The sequence below is a fragment of the Novosphingobium gossypii genome (assembly GCF_050433305.1).
In the GTDB taxonomy this organism is placed as follows: domain Bacteria; phylum Pseudomonadota; class Alphaproteobacteria; order Sphingomonadales; family Sphingomonadaceae; genus Novosphingobium; species Novosphingobium gossypii.
The window spans coordinates 1-17,068 of the sequence record NZ_JBNPXM010000008.1 but is presented as its reverse complement, the minus strand read 5'-3'; the positions used below and the strand labels follow the sequence as shown (position 1 = coordinate 17,068).

The window sequence follows — 17,068 nt, the reverse complement described above, 5'->3', positions numbered from 1 at the left end:
GTGCCTATCTTACTGCAGGCGGGCGCGCCATCGCCATCTGCGGGCCAGTGCCACCACCGGCCCGCAGATGCTTTTTACGTCAGCTCCAGCCGTCCTGCGCTTCGAGGCTGGCGGCCAGTTCGCCGATCACGCGATAGCAGTCGAGCACCTGGCCCACCGACGAGTTCGGCTCTCGCCCTTCGCGGATGGCGGCGATGAATTCGCGGTCCTGCAGTTCGATGCCGTTGTTGGATACGGTCACGCCGGTCAGGTCGATGGGTTCTTCCTTGCCGTTCACAAGGTCGTCGTAACGCGCGATGTATGTGCCGTTATCGCCGATGTAGCGGAAGAAGGTGCCCAGCGGACCATCGTTGTTGAACGACAGCGACAGGGTGCAGATCGCACCGGTTTCCGCCTTGAGCTGGATGGACATGTCCAGAGCGATGCCAAGGTCGGGATGCCTGGGGCCCTGCAGCACGTTGGCGGCGACGATCCGGCCCGACTGGTAGGCGAACAGGTCGATCGTGTGCGCGGCGTGGTGCCACAGCAAGTGGTCGGTCCATGAACGCGGCTGGCCCTTGGCGTTCATGTTCTTGCGGCGGAAGAAGTACGTCTGCACGTCCATCTGCTGCAGCGACAATTCGCCCGCGACGATCTTGTTGTGCACGTATTGGTGCGAAGGATTGAAGCGGCGCGTGTGGCCGACCATGCAGACAAGGCCGGTTTCCTTCTGCTTGGCGACGACCGCCTCTGCATCGGCCCAGCTGTCTGACAGCGGGATTTCCACCTGAACGTGCTTGCCGGCGTTCATGCAGGCGATGGCCTGCTCGGCATGCATCTGCGTGGGGGTGCACAGGATCACGGCGTCGACGTCGGGCAGGGCCAGCGCTTCGGACAATTCGGTGCCCGAATGCGGCGCGCCGTACCTGGCGGCGACTTCCGCAGCCTGTTCGGCGCGGCGGCTGATGATCGAGGCGATTTCGACACCGTCGATGTTCTTGAGGCCGTCGAGGTGCTTTTCACCGAAAGCACCTGCGCCCACTAGGGCTATGCGCATGATATTCTCCTTGGATCGGGTAGGATTCAGATCGCCGACTGCGCGGCCGCGTTGTTGCCTTCCAGCGTCGGGCTGGGCGGAACGGCGCCGTCCACCGGTTCGAGCACAAGGTGCCCGATCGCGGTGTTGGAGCAGGGGACGTGATAGTGCCGGTGCAGCGCCCTGGTCTCCCGCCCCAGCGCGCCGCGCATGATCAGCCACATCACCATCTCGATGCCTTCAGAGCCGGTTTCGCGCAGGTATTCGATGTGCGGGATGGACCGCAGTTCCTGCGCGGTGCCGATCAGCCCGTCGATGAACCTGTTGTCCCATTCGGCATTGATCAGCCCCGCGCGCGGCCCCTGAAGCTGGTGGCTCATCCCGCCGGTGCCCCAGATCTGAACGTTGAGATCCTCGCCGTCGAAAGACTGCACGGCGCGCGCGATTGCTTTGCCTAGTGCCCAGCAGCGGTTGCCCGATGGCGGCGGATAAGTGACGACGTTGACGGCCAGCGGAATGACTTTTGCCGGCCATGCTTCGGGCGCACCGTACATCATCGTCAGCGGCACGGTCAGGCCATGATCGACGTCCATCTCGTTGATGATGGTCATGTCGAATTCGTCGAGGATCAGGCTTTGCGCGATGTGCCAGGCGAGGTCCGGATGCCCTTCGACATCGGGCACCTGACGCGGGCCCCAGCCTTCGTCGGCGGGCTTATAGCGTTCGCCGCAGCCGATCGCGAACGTCGGGATGATCTTCATGTCGAAGGCGCTGGCGTGGTCGTTGTAGACCAGGATCACGACGTCAGGCTTGTTCTCGGGCTTCGCGATCCATTCACGCGTCCAGTCGTAGCCGGAGAAGATCGGGCCGAAGTAGGCGTCGCGATCCTTGCCGGTGTCGGCAGCGACGCCCAAGAGCGGCACATGGCTGGACGCGATGCCTGCGGTTATGCGGGCCATTTCAACAACGCTCCTTGTTGTCCGCTCGGCCTTCGGCCTCCCGGTTGGCTTTGATCGAGCGCACACCTTCGGGTGAGCGGCCCCCGGCGTCCATCATCGCCTTGTATTCCTCGACGCTCATGCCGGTCATCGTCGAGACGGCCTGCAGAAAGCTGAGGCCGTCGGTCGAGAACACCTTAGCCAGAAAGTAGATGTTGCCGCCAAGGTCCAGCAGGCGGTTGTAATCGCGCGCCAGCACGGCCTGCTTCTGGTCCTCCGTCATCGGCCATTCGTCAAGGTAGGCGTGCTCGTCGGCCTTCCAGCGGTCGCGGTTTTCCGCCTTCATCAGGCTCATCGCGAACTGGTTCAGGTGATAGCCCTGACGGGCACGCGCAGCGGTGTAGACGCGCGTGCCGGGGATGTCGTCGAACTCGCCAAGATAGCCATGGATGTCGCGCGGGCCGCTTCCAGCTTTTTCGGTCACAGCCCGCGTTCCCGCAATTGCGCATCAAGACGCGGGAAGACCTTGCGGGTGTTGCCCTCGAAGATGGCGTGGCGTTCCGCGTCGCTGATGTCGAGCGCGTCGACGTAGCGCTTGGTGTCGTCGAAGTAGTGGCCCGTCTGCGGATCGATGCCGCGCACGGCGCCGACCATCTCGGAGCCGAACAGGATGTTCTTGTTGGCGATCACGTCGGCCAGCAGGTTTATGCCGGGCTGGTGATAGACGCAGGTGTCGAAGAACACGTTGTTCATGATGTATTCGTCAAGGCTGGGCTTCTTCAGCATGTCGGCCAGCCCGCGATAACGGCCCCAGTGATAAGGCACCGCCCCGCCGCCGTGGGGGATGATGAAGCGCAGCTTCGGAAACTTTGCAAAGAGATCGCCCTGCATCAGCTGCATGAAGGCCACCGTGTCCGCCGCGATGTAGAAGCCGCCGGTCGCGTGCATCGCCGGGTTGCACGAACCAGAGACGTGGATCATCGCGGGTACGTCCAGTTCGGACATGACTTCGTAGATCGGGAACCAGTATTCGTCGGTCAGCGGCGGGTGCTCGAAGTGGCCGCCGCCCGGATCGGGATTGAGGTTGCAGCCGATGAAGCCCAGTTCCTCGACGCAGCGGCGCAGTTCCCTGATGGATGCGGTCAGATCCGCCTTGGGCGACTGGGGCAGCATGCAGACGCCCACGAACGTCTCGGGGAACATCCTGACCACGCGCGCGATCAGGTTGTTGCAGTGAAAGGCCCACTCCTCGGAGATCGCCTGATCGCCGACGTGGTGCGCCATGGCAGAGGCGCGGGGGCTGAAGATCGTCAGGTCGGCGCCGCGTTCCTTGATCAGCTTCAGCTGGTTCTGCTCGATCGTCTCGCGGATTTCGTCGTCGGAAATTTCGGGGTAGGGGGGGATCGGCTCACCGGCCTTGAACGCGGCGATCTGGGCCTCGCGCCAGACGTCGTGCGCCTTGGGCAGGACGGTGTAGTGACCGTGGCAGTCGATGACGAGCGACATGGCTCAGTGCTCTCCCTTGGATATGGCGGTGATCGCCGCGAGCTTGGCGGCGAAGCCCTGCGGCAGTGGTTCGATGGCCGGATCGGCCCCCACGTCGCCCAGTGCCTGTTGGCGGGCGACGGTATTGTCGGTCATGAGCGGATCGATGCCGAGGTCGCGCAGCATCTGCGCTGCCTCGGCCATTTCTGCAGCGCGGCGGCGGCCGTGGACCAGCATTCGGTCCAGGTTGTAGTCGGCCTTATCGGCCCATGAGGCCGCCTTTTCGCTTGCGTCGAGCGAGGCAAGGACGGCGTCCGCCACGCCTTCGGCATGGGCGGCCAGCATCATTTCTGCGGTAAGCGCTTCCAGCCCCTTGACCATGACGGACCGCACCAGTTTGATCGCCGATGCCCGGCCCACGGCATCGCCGACGACGGCAGTTCTGGTGAACCCCGCATCGCGCAGGGCACCTTCCGCCTCCGCCGCATAGGGGCCGGAGATGTTTAGCGGCACCGCCATGTGCGCCGGGTGTACCGGAGCCATGACTGCCACGTCGACGTAGCGGGCCCCCGCTTCCGCAAAGGCCGTCGCGGCGCGGCGCTTGGTGCCGGGCGCTACGGAGTTCATGTCGCAGAACAGTGCATCGGCGGCGATAAGCCCGGCGCATTCGCGCGCGACGCGCAGCGCCTGGTCCGCAGTGACGAGGGACAGCACCAGAGACGCGCCGTCCAGCGCCTGCGACGCGCTGTCGCACGGCATGACGCCCAGTTCTTCCATCGCACCACGGCGCGCGGGCGCAACGTCGAACGCCTTCGCCAGTGGACCCCATGCACCAGCGCGGGCAAAAGTGCTTCCGGCCTCACCGAAGCCGATCAGGGCGATTGTTCCTCTCATGCCGCACTAAGTGGCGACGCGGCCCGCATGCGGCAAATCGGAACTGACGAAGCGCTATAAGACTGCGCTAATTTTGTGGGACGCCGCAGTCGCGGGCGGCGGCTTCCAGATCAGCGAAGAACTCCGACTGGACTTCGGTGGGCAGCAGCGAAGCGCGGGTCGTCATGCCGATTGTACGAGCAAAGCGCTCGGGCAGGCGGGCCAGCGGGCAAAGCCATTCGGCCTCTACTTCGACGGATACCTGATCGGGGGACAGCAGGGTGATGAAGTCGGTTCCCATCAGCACCTGCCGGATCATCATCACCGACCCGGATTCGATCGGAACCGGCGGCAGCGGCAGGCCAAGGTCGGTGAAGTACCCCTCGAAACTGTCGCGCAGCGGCGTGCCGCGCGGGGCCAGCGTAAAGGGGTAGCGGGCCATGTCGGCGCCAGTGGGCGCAGTGCCTGCCAGCGGGTGGCCGTGCCGGGCGTAGAAGGCGGGAACGTCGTCGAACAGGCGGTGCTGGACAAGGTCCGGCTCGGTCAGCGGATCGCGCAGCGCGCCGACCATGACGTCGATCACGCCGCTGCGCAGCGGCTCCACCAGTTCGGCGCGCGATCCCTCCACGATGGTAAGCCGAACCTGCGGCCTGCGGGCCAGGAACCGGGCTACGGCGGCAGGCAGGATACGCGCGCGCGAAAGAGGCATCGCGCCGATGGCGATGCGCCGGGTTTCATGGCCGCGCAGGGCCAGTACCTCGGACAGCCCGGCTTCCAGCTCCACTTGGGCCAGCCGGAACTCGCCCGCCAGCTGATTGCCCGCATCGGTGGTGATCGCGAACTTGCCGCGCCGGGTCACCAGCGCGCGGCGCAGGGCCAGGGCAAGATCGCCGACCGCGCGATGGATGGAGGGCACCGACAGCCCGGTCGCCTGGCTGGCGCCGGTGTAGCTGCCCGTTTCCGCCACCGCCAGCATCGCCCGCATCCGCGACATGGTGACATGCGGGCTGCGGACATGCGCCAGAGCGGCGGCAATGCGCGGGGCCAGCACTTCACCCGCGCGGGTCGGGATCATGCCGTCGTGGCGGCGCTCGAACAGCGGCAGGCCCAGCGCATCCTCCAGTTTGCTCAAGGCCTGTGTTATCGCAGGCTGGCTGAGATTGACCGCATCTGCCGCAGCGTTGACCGTCCCCAGACGGGCAATGCGCTCCACCGCATGAAGGTGCCGCAGGTTCAGCGTCCAGATGTCCATGGCGGCACTCTTAGCCAAATCCAATCGCTCTTTCCAAAGTTCTCTTTCCGATATGCGCGGCCCTGCGCCATCTCGGGGCAAAATCAGGAGTGCATGTCATGAGCGGTATCGTCGTCCAGAACATCGAACGCGCCGACCCGGCGGTGATCGACGGGCTTGCCCGGTGCGGCGTGGCCACCGTCCACGAAGCGCAAGGGCGCACCGGTCTGCTGGCCAGCTACATGCGGCCGATCTATCATGGAGCGCGGATCGCAGGGTCAGCGGTAACGATCAGCGCCGCGCCGGGGGACAACTGGATGGTCCACGTCGCGATTGAACAGTTGAAGGACGGCGACATACTGGTGCTCGCCCCGACCAGCCCGTGCGAGGACGGCTATTTCGGCGATCTTCTTGCCACCAGCGCACAGGCACGCGGCTGCCGTGGCCTTGTCATCGACGCGGGCGTGCGCGATGTGCGCGACCTGACCGAGATGCAGTTCCCGGTATGGTCCAAGGCGATTTATGCGCAAGGGACGGTGAAGAACACGCTGGGTTCGGTCAACGTCCCAGTGGTCTGCGCCAATGCCTTCGTTAATCCGGGTGACGTGATCGTGGCCGACGATGATGGCGTGGTGGTGGTTCCGCGTGAAAAGGCTGCCGAAGTCCTTGCCGCGGCGCAGGCCCGCGAAGCCAACGAAGGCGCCAAGCGCGAAAAGCTGGCGAGCGGCATCCTCGGTCTCGACATGTACAAGATGCGCGAACGGCTGGAGAAGGAAGGCCTGAAGTATGTCTGATGCAGCCCGCGGCATCCCCTGCATGTGGATGCGCGGCGGCACGTCGAAGGGCGGCTATTTCCTCAGGAACGACCTGCCAGCCGACGTGCCTGCGCGCGATGCTTTCCTGCTGGGCGTGATGGGCTCTCCCGATCCGCGCCAGATCGATGGCATGGGCGGCGCCGATCCGCTGACCAGCAAGGTCGCGGTAGTCGCCAAGTCCGCGCGCGAGGGGATCGACGTCGATTACCTGTTCCTGCAGGTCTTCGTCGACAAGGCCGTCGTCACCGATGCGCAGAACTGTGGCAACATCCTGGCCGGGATCGGGCCGTTCGCGATCGAGCGTGGACTTGTGGCCGCGACCGGAGACGAGACGCGGGTGGCGATCTACATGGAGAACACCGGGCAGGTCGCCGTTGCCACGGTGCAGACGCCGGGCGGTGCGGTGACGTACAGCGGCGATGCTGCGATCGACGGCGTGCCCGGCACTCATGCCCCGATACCGCTGGAGTTCCGCGATACCGCAGGTTCATCGTGCGGCGCGCTGCTGCCCAGCGGCAATGCCGTGGACGTGGTGAACGGCGTGCCCGTCACCCTGATCGACAACGGCATGCCCTGCGTGGTGTTCAAGGCTGCGGACGTCGGCATCACCGGCTATGAGGACCGAGAGACGCTGGATGCGGACACCGAACTCAAGGCCCGGATAGAGGCGATCCGCCTTGGCGTGGGGGAGCGGATGAACCTGGGCGACGTGACCGACAAGTCCGTCCCCAAGATGATGCTGGTCGCGCCGCCGAAGCATGGCGGGGCGGTGACCGTGCGCAGCTTCATCCCGCACCGCGCCCATGCCACCATCGGCGTTCTTGGCGCGGTGTCGGTGGCGACGGCCTGCCTGCTCGAAGGATCGCCTGCCGCCGAAGTGGCGCAGGTTCCCGCAGGCACGCGCAAAACGCTGTCGGTGGAGCACCCCACGGGCGAGATGACCTGCGTTCTGGAAACCGATGAAGCCGGCGCCGTCACCAGCGCCGCCCTGCTGCGCACCGCGCGCAAGCTGATGGATGGGATTGTCTATGTCTGACCGTATCGTTTCCTGGCACGGCGTGCCGTCGAAGCCGCTCTATACCCCGCCCGCGGGGGCCATCGACGCGCATTGCCATGTCTTCGGGCCGATGGAGCGGTTCCCGTTCAGCGCCAGGGCGAAGTACCTTCCCGAGGATGCGGGGCCAGACAGGTTGTTCGCCCTGCGCGATCATCTGGGCTTTGCACGCAACGTGATCGTGCAGGCGAGCTGCCACGGAACGGACAATGCCGCCACGCTCGACGCCATCGCAAAGTCCGATGGCCCGGATGGCATCAAGCGCGCACGTGGCGTTGCGGTGGTCGATCCGGCGATTTCGGAAAGCGAGCTTGCCGCTCTGCACGAAGGCGGCATTCGCGGCATCCGCTTCAACTTCCTCAAGCGTCTGGTGGACGATGCGCCCAAGGACAGGTTCCTCGAAGTGGCGAAGCGCCTGCCACAGGGCTGGCACGTCGTCATCTATTTCGAGGCGGATATCCTTGAGGAACTGCGCTCGTTCATGGACGCCATCCCCGTGCCGCTGGTGATCGACCACATGGGCCGTCCGGACGTGACGCAGGGACCAGACGGAGCGGACATGAAGGCGTTTCGCGCGTTCCTGAACAGCCGCGAGGACATCTGGTTCAAGGCGACCTGCCCCGACCGGCTCGATGTGACGGGCGGCGATCCGTGGAATGCCTTCGCCGATGCCGTGGCGCCGCTGGTGGCAGACTATCAGGACCGCGTGCTGTGGGGCACCGACTGGCCGCACCCGAACATGCAGGATGCGATCCCGGACGATGGCCACCTGGTCGACATGATCCCGCGCATTGCACCGACTGCGCAGTTGCAGCAGAAGCTGCTGGTGACCAACCCGATGCGGTTGTACTGGCCCGAAGAACTCTGAAACGAAAACCCCGCCCAATCGCTCCGGCGGGGTTTTTCATGGGTCACACGGGCAGGCCGACGTAATTCTCTGCAATGGAACGCTGGGCGGCCTCGCTCGATGCGATATAGTCCAGTTCGGCCACCTGAATGCGGCGTTCGAACGGGCCGTCGTCCGGGAAACGGTGCATCAGCCTGGTCAGCGACCAGCTGAACCGTTCGGCCTTCCAGACGCGCGCCAGAGCCTTGGTCGAATAGCCGACGATGGCATCATTGTCGGCTTTGCGGAAGAATGCCACCAGCGCCTCGGCGGCATAGTGGACGTCGTTTGCCGCAAGGTTCAGGCCTTTGGCTCCTGTCGGCGGCACGATGTGCGCAGAATCGCCGCAGAGCATCAGGCCGCCGTGGCGCATCGGTTCGAAAACGAAGGAGCGCAGCGGTGCGATCGACTTTTCGATGGAGGGGCCACGCGTGATGTGCGCTGCGGCTTCCGGGCCAAGCCGGACGCTGAGTTCGTCCCAGATGCGGTCGTCGCTCCAGTCCTCGACCTTTTCGGTCACCGGAACGTCGATGTAATAACGGCTGCGCACGTTGCTGCGCTGTGAGGCCAGCGCAAAGCCGCGATCGTGGTTGGCATAGATCAGTTCGTGGTTGCACGGGGGCACATCGGCCAGAATGCCCAGCCAGCCGAAGGGGTATACGCGCTCGAACGACCGGGCGACCGAGTCCGGGATCGCCTGCCGCGAAGGCCCATGGAAACCGTCGCAGCCGATGATGAAGCGCGCGTCGATGCGGTGTTCGGCGCCATCCTTGCTGTACGTGACGAAGGGCGTGTCGCTCTCGATGTCGTGCAGGGCGACGTCGGCGGCCTCGTAGATCACCTGAAGTCCGCGCGGTCCGGCCGCTTCCATCAGATCGCGGGTCAGTTCGGTTTGGCCATAGACCATGACCTGCCTGCCGGTCAGCGCCTTGATGTCGATGCGGATCAGGCGTTCGCCGTCTGCCAGGTTGAAACCGTCATGCGGCAGGCCCTCCGCTTTCATGCGGGCGTCCAGGCTCAGCCGTTCCATCAGGCCGACCGTCACCTGCTCCAGCACGCCAGCGCGGATACGCGACAGGATGTAGGGGCCGGTCTGACGTTCGATGACGATGCACTCCACGCCCTCTGCCTTGAGGAGGTGGGCCAGCAGCAGACCCGCGGGCCCTGCGCCGATGATGGCGACCTGTGTCTTCATGAGAGAATCTCCACGCGCGACACGCTCTGATCCGGCGCGTTCACATAAGCATGGATTGACAGCGACAGCGCCGTGCAGGAAGAGACAGGGCGGTCAAATTTCAGGTACTTTTGAGACAGCACGATGCGGCACTCGGCAATACCCGAATTCATCCTTTACGGAGAGATGCTGAGCGATAACGTCCCGGAATTCGCGCATATAGAGACGATCGCGACACGCAGCGCGTTGTACGACTGGGAAATATCACCGCACCGTCACTTACGCAGCGTGCAGGCTTTGCTGTTATCCAGCGGACAGGTGCAGTTCCGCTGTGATGATCAGGTCAGAGACTTGATCGCGCCCTGTTACATGATCGTGCCGATCGGCAGCGTCCATGGGTTCCGCTTCACGCCGGAGACCGCCGGGCACGTCCTGACGCTGTCTGCGGGGTTCACCTCACGTGCGGGGGGAGGCAGCGATCCGCTGCTGCGCCTGCTGACGCACGGGGCGTGCGGCGCCATACCCGAAGCCAATCTGGGGCGGGTGTCGTGGCTGTGTGACGAGATGCTGGGCTGTCAGGCCGACTGGCGCGCGCCGCAGCCGCTGTTCATGGCGCTGGCCGAGGCGCTGGTCAGGTCGCTGCCCGAGCCCGCGCAGGAGGAGACTGCCGACGAGGAGCGGCTGGTCGCGTTCCGGCGCATGATCGAGACGCACCTTCGCGAACACCGCAGCATCGCCTGGTACGCCGCGCAACTGAACGTCACCACCAGGACGCTGACACGGATCTGTCGGCGCGGCCTGGACTGCACGCCGACAGAGCTGATCCATGCCCGCCTGCTGCTTGAAGCCCGGCGGCTGCTGGGCTTCACCAATGCCGGAGTGGCGCAGGTGGCAGACGAACTGGGGTTCGCAGATTCCTCGTACTTCTCCCGGTTCTACCGCCGCCTCACCGGCCATCGTCCGCAACAGGACAAGGCGCGAGAAACGCGTGGTCAGGCGCCGAACCCGCCGTCGATGGTGTGAAGCGCGCCCGTGACTATCCCGGCTTCGGGGCCGGCAAGATAAGCGACCATACCGGCGACCTCGTCCGCGCGGGCGTGGCGCTTGATGGCCATGAAGGTGTGCATGAGATCGCTCATCGGGCCGTCGCCGGGGTTCATGTCCGTGTCGGTCGGCCCGGGCTGGACGGCATTGACGGTGATGCCGCGCGATCCGAAGTCGCGGGCCAGGCCACGGGTGAGGCCCTGGATCGCGGACTTGGTGAGCGCATAGGCGGCCCCGCCTTCGAACGGAATGCGGTCCCCGTTGGTGGAACCGATGAAGATGATCCGGCCATTGTCCGGCATCCGTCTCGCGGCTTCGACGGCGGCGTGATAGGGCGCGCGGATGTTGATGTCGAACATGCGGTCCACCATGTCGGCGTCCAGTTCCAGGGGATCGCCCAACACCAGCGCGCCTGCGTTGACGACGAGTATGTCGAGAGGGCCGGCGGCGGAAACGAGGTCGATCACCGCGCTCCTGTCTGCTGCGTCCGATCGGACGGCGGTGGCCCCCGTCTCTGCCGCCAGCGCGGCGCTGGCTTCTGCAGATCCTGCGTAGGAGAATGTTACCGCCGCGCCGTCTGCGCTCAGGCGACGTACGATCGCGGCGCCGATGCCCCGGCTGCCGCCGATGATGAGGGCTGTCTTGTCTGAAAAAGTGGTCATTCGCTTGGCTCCTGATGTCTGCCCGTATCCCGCAGGTTGCGGACGGTCGACGCCAAGATGATTTCAGGCCATCGTGCGCGCTAGCCGCCAAATTCCGGAACCGCCTTTCGGGAATGCCGAACGATGATGAAGTTGGAGGGAATGGCGGCGTTCGTCGCGGTGGCGGACGCCGGGTCCATAAGCGAGGCCGCCCGCCGCCTTGGCCTGGCCAAGTCCGTGGTGAGCGAACGCGTGGCCGAACTGGAACGGCTGCTGGGCGCCAGCCTCATGCAGCGCACCACGCGAAAGCTGACCCTGACGGTAGAGGGTGAACTGTTCCTGCACCGCGCACGCCGCATCATCCGCGAAACGGCAGAGGCGCAGGCGGAGATCACCGAACGGCGCGGATCGCTGGGCGGCCCGCTGCGTCTGGCCGGGCCGACCGGGTTCGGCATGCTGCATCTGGGGCGGATGCTGAACGGATTCCTTGCGCTGCATCCCGCCATAGAACTGAGCCTCGACCTGGACGACAGGTTCATCGATCCGGCCGCCGAAGGGTATGATGCGGTGATCCGCCATGGGCCAGTGCAGGATACCCGGCTTATCGCGAAACGCCTGGCGACAAGCCGACGGCTGCTGGTTGCCGCGCCGTGCTACCTGGACAGGCACGGCATCCCGGCTTCGTTGGAAGAATTGAGGCAAGCCAGCGCCATCCTCTATTCCAACCGCGCGGCAGACTGGCGCTTTCGGTCCGACGAGGGTGAAACCGTGCTGCGCCCGCGCGCGCGCCTGCGGGTGAACAGCGGTATCGTGATGCGCGATGCGGCGCTGGCGGGCCTAGGCATCGCGCTGCTGCCGACGTTCTTCACGCACGAACATCTGGCCAGCGGCGCGCTGCGGCAGGTCGAGGTGGGAGCGGAGGCGGAATCCGCCGAACTCCATGTCGCCTACGTGCGCAATCGCACCGCCTCTGCCAAAGTCGCGGCGCTGACGGACTGGTTGCGCGCAGAGATCGGTACACCAGCTTACTGGGACCGATAGAGCGCTGCTGCTCTTTAATTGGCGACCAGGGCGGGAGCGTCGCGGATGAAGCGGTCCAGCACGCCGTCACCCATTCGCACCTTGCCTTGGGGACGGGTGGTGCCGGGGATTGTCGATATGGCCGATGCTGCCTCAACCTCGCTCGCCGCTTTGGCGAACCGGATGGCGCTGGCCGGATCGGCGGCGAGGGCGGCGGTCAGGCCTGCAGAGGTTGCCTGCAACGCCTTGCCCCAGTGCCCCATAGCATCGAGCCAGGGGGCTGCCTGTGACAGAAAGCCGGGGTCGCGAACGCCCGTGCGGATGGTGGCCGGGGCAGCAGTGATGCGGTCGGCAAGGATCGACAGATCCTGAAGCGCACTGCGCTGCGCCTGCGGGGATCCGTTCGCCAGGGCATCGGTCACGGTATCCAGCACGCGCGCCAGACCGGGAGACTGCGGTTGCCATGGCTGGCTGCCGAACGTGGGCGCAAGGTGCTCCAGATCGAAAAGCAGCAGCAGTGCCTGTGCTGTGGCTTCATCACCCGATGCCAGTTCCCGTGCGGCCCAGACCCACGTCTTGCCGGGGTTGTAATCGCGGTCGTTCCAGCTGAACGCGACGCTTCCGGTGACGGCGACGCGGCTGGGCGCCTCCTGGTTCATCGGATTGGCGAGGATACCGTTCAACTGATCTGCCAGGCCCGGTTCGCGGCGGTCGTAAGGCGCCATCAGCAGGCGGCCCGACGATTCTTCGAAATCGTTGACCGGATAGTTGTCCCACAGCAGCGTCTTGCGCCCGAATGCCTTGGTGGCGGCCTTGGCGTCGCGGATCGCGATGGACGGCGGGACGACGTCGGTGCCGGTCCACTGCACCAAGACGCGCGGATCGACCGCGCGCAATGCGGCCTTGTAGGGGCTTTCCAGAGCGTCGTAGTATTCGGTCGGCACGATCATCAGTTCCGCTTCGTCGCCGTCGCGGGCGGCCAGCCAGGCCATGATCGTGTTGGTCAGCCCCGCCTGCGCCCGGCCCGCGGCCGCCTTGCCCGGTTCGCCCAGCGCGGCGCGGTCGGCTTCGCAGTTCCATTTGTCATATGCGATATCGTCATAGGCGATGTAGAACGAGCGCACGCCGAGTTCGGAGAAGGCGCCGAACTTGCGTTTCAGCGCAGCCAGATCGGCAGGGTCGGAATAGCAGATCGACGGACCCGGAGAGATGGCATAAGTAAAACGCACATGCTGCGCGCGCGCCGCCGTCACCAGCCTGCCCAGTTGCGCCAGCGTGGCTGCGGGATAGGGTTCACGCCAGCGATCGCGGGCGAAGGGGTCGTCCTTGGGGCTGTAGACGTAGGTATTGGCCTTAAGGCTGCCGAGAAAGGCAACGTGAGCCAGACGATCCGCAAGCGACCAAGGCGCGCCATAGAACCCCTCGATCGTACCGCGAACTGCCATGCGAGGGCGATCCTCGATGCGCAGGGCAGGCAGGGTGCCCCGCCGCGCGATCTGCTTCAGCGTCTGCCCGGCGTAATAGAGGCCGTCCGCATCCCTGCCCGCAAGGACGATCAACGCGGCGCCGTTGTCCATCGCCTTGCTCGCCAGCGTATACCCTTCAGGTACAGCTGGCGGCGTGCCCCCGACCGTGCGCAGCGCGGTTGCCAGCGCCGCTACGTCGCCTGCACCCAGCACCACGCAGGTCTCTGAAGGCGACCGGGGAACGCGGCGCGCGGTGCGGATGCGCTGCACGCCCAGCAAAGCCAGCGCCTCGCGGGTTAAGCGCACGACTTCGCGGTCTTCAGGACCGATGACGACGATCGTCGCGGTCTTGTCGATCGAAAGGGTGCCGCCGGTCAGCGCCATGGCCGCAGGCTGGGGCATGACCTGAGGCAAAGTGGCGACCGCGACCGGGGCAGTATCTGCCAGCGCAGGGACGGGGATTATGGCAACCAAGGGCAGGGCCAGCGGGATGCAGACGCGCAGCAGGCTTCGGATCATGGGGGGTCTTTCCTGTTCGTGTTCCTGAACGGCCACGCGATCACACCGCCCGCCCACAACGGCCACCAGATCAGGACAGGCTGAAGCGCAAGCCGGGGCAAGTGGTAAACCGGGCCAAGGCCACCGCCGGGCCGCGCGTGATCCAGCAGCATGTGCTGCACGTTGGCAGGCCAGACGCACAGCGCATAGGCGGCAAGCCCCCATGCCGCCGCAATCCGGATCGTCTCCGAACGCGCCTGAAGCAGGCCCGCAGCACCTGCCAGTTCCGCCAGTCCGGTCAGAGCCACGACTTGCGGCGCGAAGGGAACCCACGGCGGCACGATGGATACGAACGGTGCCGGCCAGCCAAGGTGCAGCATGCCCGCAGCGGCATAGAGCGCGGCGATGACCAGCCTTGAGGCGCCCCGGCGCGTCATCGCTTTCGCAACATTCATCGTGTCAGGCGCCGCCGTCGGAAGGCGTAATGGCCGCCGCCGCTTCCCGCCAGTTCACCACCAGCGGCACGTCCGCCGGAGACCACGGCGATACACGCAGCATGATCGCGGCGAACAGCGGAGACGCCAGATAGTCGGCCAGCCAGCGCTTTAGGCTGTCCAGCGGCTGTTCCGCGAACCATTCCGCGTCGACCGCGGCGAACTGCCGCACGAACGGAACGATCGCCGCATCTGCCAGACCCGGCGCCGCGCCGCCCAGATTGCCTTTCGCTGCCACCAGCCGGTCCAGCTGCTGCAGGAAGGCAAGCCCGCTTGCCCGGTGCAAGCCCGCGTCCGCGTCATGGCGCTCGGGATATTTGTATCGGTCCAGATCGGACTTGAACGGGCCGTCGTTGGCGGCAATGAGCGCCGGGTCGTCCCGGCCCAGCCAGCCTTCGGGATCATGCCAGGCCAGTGCCTGGCGCATGATGTCGATGCTCTGTTCGATGACGGTTCCATCGGGCAGGACAAGAACCGGCACCGTGCCTTTGGGCGAGGCGGCCAGCATCGCTTCGGGCTTGGCGGACAGCTTGATTTCGCGCAGTTCGACCTCGGTGCCGCTCACCGCCAGCGCCAGCCTTGCCCGCATTGCATAAGGGCAGCGCCTGAAGCTGTAGAGGACGGGAAGCACCGGGCTAAGCCTTGCTGTCGTTGATGAGGCCATACGCGGTTGCCAGAAGCGCATCCATGTCCGGCTGGCTCAGGACATACTGCGGATCGTACTCCAGCCCCTGCCGGCGGGACTGGCGCCAGTGATCGGCATAAAGCCCCTTGTCCGGGCCGAACACCGAGTGGACGTGGCGCGCCAGCACGGGCGGACAGTCCGGCGAATTGGCCAGCCGAAAGATTGCGGCGTCGATGACGTTGGGTCCGGCCATGATCCACAGATGGCCCGGCCATGCCGGCGCTCCGGCGGCGAAGGGGCTGGAACCATCGGACGGAAACCGACCGCTCCGCACCGCGACGCCGCCGACGCTGAGCGTCCCCGCCACAAGATAGATCGGTGCGCCCACCCTGCGCTGAAGCTGAAACGCCAGCGTCGCCGTCAGCAGGCTGGCGTTGTCGGCGGACGGTGGAAACAGCTTCAGGATGTCCGATGCGCAGGCGGCGATGCCGGCCTGATCCTGTTCGCTCCAGGTATAGGCCTTGAACGCCCTGGCCGCCGCCCACCCGTGAGTTGCGGCAACACGTTGGCCAAGTTGGGCAAGGTCATTCAGGGCTGGCATCGACAGTCTCAATCCATGTTGGTTTCCGGCACGTCTCTGCAGGCATGCCGGCAAATGTTCGCGCTATCGGGCTTTCCCGCAGGCAGCAAGCGCGCAAAGGCCGGCGCAGTGAATTGATTCCGAAACCGGATCAATCACGAACTAACCTGCCCCCGTCCGTATTCTGTGTTCCGGAGAAGGACGGTTGCGCGCGCGGTGCTCAGCCCTGAGCTGCAGTGCCCATCATTGCGCGACCGCCACATTTAGGAGGCGGGCATGGTTGCACAGGTCATCGACAAGGCGACGGGCAAGACGCGCGAAATCTCGCAGGACGTCATCGATCTGGATGCGCCCAGCGTCGTAAAGCTGGACATCGATCACACCGAAGTCGCCAGTGTCGAACGGCAAGGCAACGACCTGCTCATCCGGCTGCGATCGGGCGAGGAAGTCCGCATCGTCGATTACTACGACAAGGCTCATCCAAACAGCCAGAGCGACGTCGTCTTCCAGGACCATGACGGCCGCTTCTGGGGCATCAGTCACGACGGTGCGCTGCGCCTCTACGAAATCAGCGACATCAAGGAAGTTCTCGGAGTCGCCGTGGCGGCAGAGGGCGGCGGCATGTCCCTGCTCGTTCCCGCACTCGGCCTGCTGGGCGGAGCGGGCCTTGTGGCTGCCGTCGCCGGGGGCGGCGGGGGCGGCAAGGGGTCCGGCGGCGGGGATAACAACGCTCCTGCCGCCCCGGGCCTTGCTCTCGGCAACGATACCGGCGCTTCCGCAGTAGACCGGATCACCAGCAACGGCGCGCTGGTGGTAAGCGGCGTCGAAACCGGCGCAACCTACCAGTACAGCACCGACGGCGGCGTGACGTGGCAGCAGGGTACGGGCACCGGCTTCACGCTGGCCGAAGGCAGCTACTCCAGCGTGCGCGTTCGCCAGACCGATGCCGCCGGAAACGTCAGCCCGGAAACGTCACTCGGTCCCGTCACCGTGGACGCGACGATTCTCCCGCCGACGGTGGCACTGGCAAGCGACACCGCGACGCCGGGCGATGGCCTGACCAGCGACGGCACCGTCAATGTCGGCGGCCTGGAGCCGGGCGCGACGTGGGAGTACAGCCTCGACGGCGGCGCCACGTGGACCACGGGCAGCGGCACCAGCTTCGAGCTGGCCGAGGGCACCTATACCGGCGTGCAGGTGCGCAGCACCGATGTGGCAGGCAACGTCAG

19 protein-coding genes are annotated in these 17,068 nt (G+C 65.6%); 6 read left to right on the top strand and 13 right to left on the bottom strand.

Features of this window, described 5'->3' with window-relative positions:
- Positions 1–79: 79 nt before the first annotated feature.
- The 6 genes from GGR40_RS14880 to GGR40_RS14855 form a co-directional block, all read right to left on the bottom strand.
- Positions 80–1,036 (bottom strand): Gfo/Idh/MocA family oxidoreductase, encoded by a 957-nt coding sequence (locus GGR40_RS14880; RefSeq protein ID WP_429277041.1) that lies wholly within the window; start codon positions 1,034–1,036, stop codon positions 80–82.
- A gap of 26 nt (positions 1,037–1,062) precedes the next feature.
- A complete protein-coding gene (locus GGR40_RS14875; RefSeq protein WP_429277040.1) occupies positions 1,063–1,974 on the bottom strand; it encodes a class III extradiol dioxygenase subunit beta in 912 nt (303 codons plus the stop codon).
- 1 nt (position 1,975) lies between these two features.
- On the bottom strand, positions 1,976–2,437 hold the full coding sequence (ligA, locus tag GGR40_RS14870) for a protocatechuate 4,5-dioxygenase subunit alpha (RefSeq protein ID WP_429277039.1): 462 nt from the start codon (positions 2,435–2,437) through the stop codon (positions 1,976–1,978).
- Positions 2,434–3,459 (bottom strand): amidohydrolase family protein, encoded by a 1,026-nt coding sequence (locus GGR40_RS14865; RefSeq protein ID WP_429277038.1) that lies wholly within the window; start codon positions 3,457–3,459, stop codon positions 2,434–2,436. The genes ligA and GGR40_RS14865 overlap by 4 nt, the downstream gene beginning before the upstream one ends.
- Before the next feature lie 3 nt (positions 3,460–3,462).
- On the bottom strand, positions 3,463–4,332 hold the full coding sequence (locus tag GGR40_RS14860; protein ID WP_429277037.1) for an NAD(P)-dependent oxidoreductase: 870 nt from the start codon (positions 4,330–4,332) through the stop codon (positions 3,463–3,465).
- A 67-nt stretch (positions 4,333–4,399) separates the two neighbouring features.
- Positions 4,400–5,563 (bottom strand): LysR family transcriptional regulator, encoded by a 1,164-nt coding sequence (locus GGR40_RS14855; protein ID WP_429277036.1) that lies wholly within the window; start codon positions 5,561–5,563, stop codon positions 4,400–4,402.
- 98 nt (positions 5,564–5,661) lie between these two features.
- Between GGR40_RS14855 and ligK the strand changes: the two genes are divergently transcribed.
- From ligK to GGR40_RS14840, 3 genes are read left to right on the top strand one after another with little or no spacing between them, the layout of a single operon-like run.
- Positions 5,662–6,336, top strand: a complete 675-nt coding sequence (gene ligK / locus GGR40_RS14850; protein ID WP_429277035.1) for a 4-carboxy-4-hydroxy-2-oxoadipate aldolase/oxaloacetate decarboxylase — start codon at positions 5,662–5,664, stop codon at positions 6,334–6,336.
- A complete protein-coding gene (locus tag GGR40_RS14845) occupies positions 6,329–7,393 on the top strand; it encodes a 4-oxalomesaconate tautomerase (protein ID WP_429277034.1) in 1,065 nt (354 codons plus the stop codon). The genes ligK and GGR40_RS14845 overlap by 8 nt, the downstream gene beginning before the upstream one ends.
- Positions 7,386–8,279 (top strand): amidohydrolase family protein, encoded by an 894-nt coding sequence (locus tag GGR40_RS14840; RefSeq protein ID WP_429277033.1) that lies wholly within the window; start codon positions 7,386–7,388, stop codon positions 8,277–8,279. The genes GGR40_RS14845 and GGR40_RS14840 overlap by 8 nt, the downstream gene beginning before the upstream one ends.
- Before the next feature lie 43 nt (positions 8,280–8,322).
- Here the strand turns inward: GGR40_RS14840 and pobA are convergent, their stop codons facing one another.
- Positions 8,323–9,492 (bottom strand): 4-hydroxybenzoate 3-monooxygenase, encoded by a 1,170-nt coding sequence (gene pobA / locus GGR40_RS14835; RefSeq protein ID WP_429277032.1) that lies wholly within the window; start codon positions 9,490–9,492, stop codon positions 8,323–8,325.
- A complete protein-coding gene (locus tag GGR40_RS14830) occupies positions 9,489–9,644 on the bottom strand; it encodes a hypothetical protein (RefSeq protein ID WP_429277031.1) in 156 nt (51 codons plus the stop codon). The genes pobA and GGR40_RS14830 overlap by 4 nt, the downstream gene beginning before the upstream one ends.
- Positions 9,645–9,822: 178 nt before the next feature.
- Here GGR40_RS14830 and GGR40_RS14825 point away from each other — a divergent pair, with 178 nt between their 5' ends.
- Positions 9,823–10,494, top strand: coding sequence for a helix-turn-helix domain-containing protein (locus GGR40_RS14825; RefSeq protein ID WP_429277030.1), 672 nt, complete (start codon positions 9,823–9,825; stop codon positions 10,492–10,494).
- Here the strand turns inward: GGR40_RS14825 and bdcA are convergent.
- Entirely contained in the window at positions 10,464–11,177 is a 714-nt protein-coding gene (bdcA, locus tag GGR40_RS14820; protein WP_429277029.1) for an SDR family oxidoreductase, read from the bottom strand. The two genes, GGR40_RS14825 and bdcA, sit on opposite strands and share 31 nt — an antisense overlap.
- Positions 11,178–11,300: 123 nt before the next feature.
- Here bdcA and GGR40_RS14815 point away from each other — a divergent pair, with 123 nt between their 5' ends.
- Positions 11,301–12,197: a LysR family transcriptional regulator gene (locus tag GGR40_RS14815; protein ID WP_429277028.1), complete on the top strand. Its 897-nt coding sequence runs from the start codon at positions 11,301–11,303 to the stop codon at positions 12,195–12,197.
- Between the two features lie 14 nt (positions 12,198–12,211).
- Here the strand turns inward: GGR40_RS14815 and GGR40_RS14810 are convergent, their stop codons facing one another.
- Genes GGR40_RS14810 through GGR40_RS14795 form a run of 4 tightly spaced genes read right to left on the bottom strand, consistent with a single transcriptional unit; the run spans position 12,212 to position 15,860 of the window.
- Positions 12,212–14,161 carry a beta-N-acetylhexosaminidase family protein gene (locus GGR40_RS14810; protein WP_429277027.1) on the bottom strand — a complete coding sequence of 650 codons (1,950 nt, stop codon included), beginning with the start codon at positions 14,159–14,161 and terminating at the stop codon, positions 12,212–12,214.
- Positions 14,158–14,577 (bottom strand): DoxX family protein, encoded by a 420-nt coding sequence (locus GGR40_RS14805; protein ID WP_429277213.1) that lies wholly within the window; start codon positions 14,575–14,577, stop codon positions 14,158–14,160. The genes GGR40_RS14810 and GGR40_RS14805 overlap by 4 nt, the downstream gene beginning before the upstream one ends.
- A gap of 22 nt (positions 14,578–14,599) precedes the next feature.
- Positions 14,600–15,298 carry a glutathione S-transferase gene (locus GGR40_RS14800; protein ID WP_429277026.1) on the bottom strand — a complete coding sequence of 233 codons (699 nt, stop codon included), beginning with the start codon at positions 15,296–15,298 and terminating at the stop codon, positions 14,600–14,602.
- The gene (locus tag GGR40_RS14795; protein ID WP_429277025.1) at positions 15,270–15,860 is read right to left on the bottom strand and encodes a hypothetical protein; all 591 of its coding nucleotides are present in this window, start codon (positions 15,858–15,860) and stop codon (positions 15,270–15,272) included. The genes GGR40_RS14800 and GGR40_RS14795 overlap by 29 nt, the downstream gene beginning before the upstream one ends.
- Positions 15,861–16,115: 255 nt before the next feature.
- Between GGR40_RS14795 and GGR40_RS14790 the strand changes: the two genes are divergently transcribed.
- On the top strand, positions 16,116–17,068 hold a 953-nt coding region (locus tag GGR40_RS14790; RefSeq protein ID WP_429277024.1), incomplete at its 3' end, for a BapA/Bap/LapF family prefix-like domain-containing protein.

Coding starts and splice junctions, on each gene's coding strand:
- ligK (WP_429277035.1), top strand. CDS start 5,662: ATGAGCGGTATCGTCGTCCAGAACATCGAACGCGCCGACCCGGCGGTG.
- GGR40_RS14845 (WP_429277034.1), top strand. CDS start 6,329: ATGTCTGATGCAGCCCGCGGCATCCCCTGCATGTGGATGCGCGGCGGC.
- GGR40_RS14815 (WP_429277028.1), top strand. CDS start 11,301: ATGATGAAGTTGGAGGGAATGGCGGCGTTCGTCGCGGTGGCGGACGCC.
- GGR40_RS14860 (WP_429277037.1), bottom strand. CDS start 4,332: ATGAGAGGAACAATCGCCCTGATCGGCTTCGGTGAGGCCGGAAGCACT.
- GGR40_RS14805 (WP_429277213.1), bottom strand. CDS start 14,577: ATGACGCGCCGGGGCGCCTCAAGGCTGGTCATCGCCGCGCTCTATGCC.
- GGR40_RS14795 (WP_429277025.1), bottom strand. CDS start 15,860: ATGCCAGCCCTGAATGACCTTGCCCAACTTGGCCAACGTGTTGCCGCA.
- GGR40_RS14880 (WP_429277041.1), bottom strand. CDS start 1,036: ATGCGCATAGCCCTAGTGGGCGCAGGTGCTTTCGGTGAAAAGCACCTC.
- GGR40_RS14830 (WP_429277031.1), bottom strand. CDS start 9,644: ATGAATTCGGGTATTGCCGAGTGCCGCATCGTGCTGTCTCAAAAGTAC.
- GGR40_RS14855 (WP_429277036.1), bottom strand. CDS start 5,563: ATGGACATCTGGACGCTGAACCTGCGGCACCTTCATGCGGTGGAGCGC.
- GGR40_RS14810 (WP_429277027.1), bottom strand. CDS start 14,161: ATGATCCGAAGCCTGCTGCGCGTCTGCATCCCGCTGGCCCTGCCCTTG.
- GGR40_RS14875 (WP_429277040.1), bottom strand. CDS start 1,974: ATGGCCCGCATAACCGCAGGCATCGCGTCCAGCCATGTGCCGCTCTTG.
- pobA (WP_429277032.1), bottom strand. CDS start 9,492: ATGAAGACACAGGTCGCCATCATCGGCGCAGGGCCCGCGGGTCTGCTG.
- GGR40_RS14800 (WP_429277026.1), bottom strand. CDS start 15,298: ATGGCCTCATCAACGACAGCAAGGCTTAGCCCGGTGCTTCCCGTCCTC.
- GGR40_RS14865 (WP_429277038.1), bottom strand. CDS start 3,459: ATGTCGCTCGTCATCGACTGCCACGGTCACTACACCGTCCTGCCCAAG.
- bdcA (WP_429277029.1), bottom strand. CDS start 11,177: ATGACCACTTTTTCAGACAAGACAGCCCTCATCATCGGCGGCAGCCGG.
- GGR40_RS14840 (WP_429277033.1), top strand. CDS start 7,386: ATGTCTGACCGTATCGTTTCCTGGCACGGCGTGCCGTCGAAGCCGCTC.